The 1,700-nt window shown below is 43.2% G+C and carries 2 protein-coding genes and 1 pseudogene; 1 reads left to right on the plus strand and 2 read right to left on the minus strand.

Translation table 11 applies throughout. The annotated features are described in order from the left end of the window. Positions 1-814 (minus strand): ATP-binding cassette domain-containing protein (locus tag FC62_RS04820; RefSeq protein WP_157043481.1); only part of this gene is annotated, 814 nt, incomplete at its 3' end. Then, positions 811-1,185 carry a hypothetical protein gene (locus tag FC62_RS04825; RefSeq protein ID WP_056947233.1) on the minus strand — a complete coding sequence of 125 codons (375 nt, stop codon included), beginning with the start codon at positions 1,183-1,185 and terminating at the stop codon, positions 811-813. The genes FC62_RS04820 and FC62_RS04825, both read right to left, overlap by 4 nt. 300 nt (positions 1,186-1,485) lie before the next feature. Between FC62_RS04825 and FC62_RS08215 the strand changes: the two are divergent. Next, positions 1,486-1,700: pseudogene (locus tag FC62_RS08215) on the plus strand (hypothetical protein); the annotation flags it as partial.

Genomic DNA, 1,700 nt, shown 5'->3' on the forward strand with positions numbered 1-1,700 from the left:
AAGCCTCGGTTTTCTCAATCTTGGCCTGTTGGTTCTCGAAGGCCTTCAAATATGTCTCACGGTTAGCTTCCTTTTGTTTCAAGGCTTGCTTTAGGTTACCCTTGTACTTCGTAATTTTACCGAATTCCACATCAATAATGGAGTTCGTAATCCGTTCCAGAAAGTCGTAGTCATGGCTGACAACGATGAACGCGCCTTCGAAATTATTCAGGTAGTTGGTTAACCATTCGATGTGGTTCACATCCAAGTAGTTGGTCGGCTCGTCGAGCACCAAAACCTGCGGATTCTGCAGCAACAGCTTCGCCAGAATAATCTTCGAACGTTGACCACCGGAAAGCTGACTCACGTCATGATCATAACCGATGGCATCAAGCCCTAGTCCCGTTGCCACCTGCTCAATCTTCGTATCCAGGTCGTAAAATCCAGATTCCTCGAGCAGAGTTTGAATCTTACCGGCACGCTCCATGTCTTTGTCATCGAAAGTCTCAGCGTAATCCGCATAGAGGCGACCCATTTCCTGCTCCTTTTGAAAGAGGTCATCAAAGGCTGTTCGGAGGTATTCCTTGATGGAAACACCGGGCGTTAATTTAGCATATTGGTCCAAGTAACCGACATCCACGTTCTTTTGCCAGGAAATCTTACCCTCATCTGCATCGATTTTGCCAATCAGGATATTGATTAGTGTACTCTTACCGACGCCATTCTGGCCGGTAACACCCATGTGGTCTTCCTTATTAAAGAAGAAACCAGTATCCTTATATAATTCTTTGTCAATAAAGCTGTGAGACAGATGCTCAACAGTTAGTAAACTCATAGTTTGTTCTCCTGCTTATGCGTGCGTTCGTACTCGTGCAGCGCATTTAAAATATGCGGCCAATGCCGTTTGGGGGCGATTAATTGTAACTTACTATTATAGATAGGAAAGTCGGTTTCTGGCAACCCCGTAATTTCTGCCAAAGCTTCCGCCGTCAGATGATGCTCTTGCGCAATTCGTTTGATTGCTATCGAAGCCTTCACTCTGAAATATGACAGACTGTAAAAAACGGCAGCGACGATAATTCCGAGTAAAATCACCCATTTGATGTTCAACTGAAAGTTTCTGGTAATTATAGCAACCACTGCTATAAATGAAATGATAGCGCTGATCATTCCCAGCACAATTGGATACAGCCGTTCTCTTCTCATGATTATCCCCCATTTTAAAACATGTGTTCTCTATTAATTTGATATTTCCGATATTACAGCAATGTAACAATCGTGACGTACCACATGCGTTTTGTAACTAACTGATTATTTGTCTGCAATATACTCTCCACTATAATGATTTTTGTTCAATAAAACTTTTTCAATTTAAGGAGAGATATTATTTTATTAAAGAACAAATACTTCATCAGCATTGCAGCCACTATAGCAGTCTTCGCTGCAAGCATCAACCTACAATCAGTCTTCGCAGCACCTACTGACGAAGCTGTTGTAAGTCAAGAATTGGTTGAAGATACTATTAAACCAACACTGATCAGTCAGAAATTTGAAGCTAACAAGAATGCAGAAGCTCGCGCAGAGAAACTCGTTGCTGTTAAGGCAGAACAAAAGCGTCTTAATGACGAAGCTGCCGCTGCTGCAAAGGCTAAAGCGGAAGCCGCTGCGAAGGCCAAGGCCCAAGCAGAGGCTAAAGCTGCTGCCGCAAAGAAAGCTGCTGC

The organism is Amylolactobacillus amylotrophicus DSM 20534 (genome assembly GCF_001434555.1).
GTDB lineage: Bacteria > Bacillota > Bacilli > Lactobacillales > Lactobacillaceae > Amylolactobacillus > Amylolactobacillus amylophilus.